At 60.6% G+C, this 231-nt stretch carries 1 protein-coding gene; it reads left to right on the forward strand.

The window, feature by feature from the left end:
- Positions 1-12 precede the first annotated feature (12 nt).
- Positions 13-231 (forward strand): hypothetical protein (locus QBJ92_RS20605; protein WP_277971556.1); only part of this gene is annotated, 219 nt, incomplete at its 3' end.

Consider the following 231-nt stretch of genomic DNA (forward strand, 5'->3'; position numbering starts at 1 on the left):
GGCACGCGCGGCTTGCGCGATCCGTTCATCATGCGCTCGGCAAATGGCGACCGTTTCTTTCTACTTGCCACCGATCTTTCGACCGGTCGCACCGGCTGGGGCGGGGCGACAAACCATGGTAGCCATTATTTGGAAATTTGGGAATCGGGCGACCTGATCCACTGGAGCAAGCAGCGGCACGTTCGCGTGAATTTGCCCGCTGCAGGCATGACCTGGGCGCCTGAAGCCACT

It is taken from the genome of Sphingomonas echinoides, from assembly GCF_029623395.1.
Lineage (GTDB): Bacteria > Pseudomonadota > Alphaproteobacteria > Sphingomonadales > Sphingomonadaceae > Sphingomonas > Sphingomonas echinoides_A.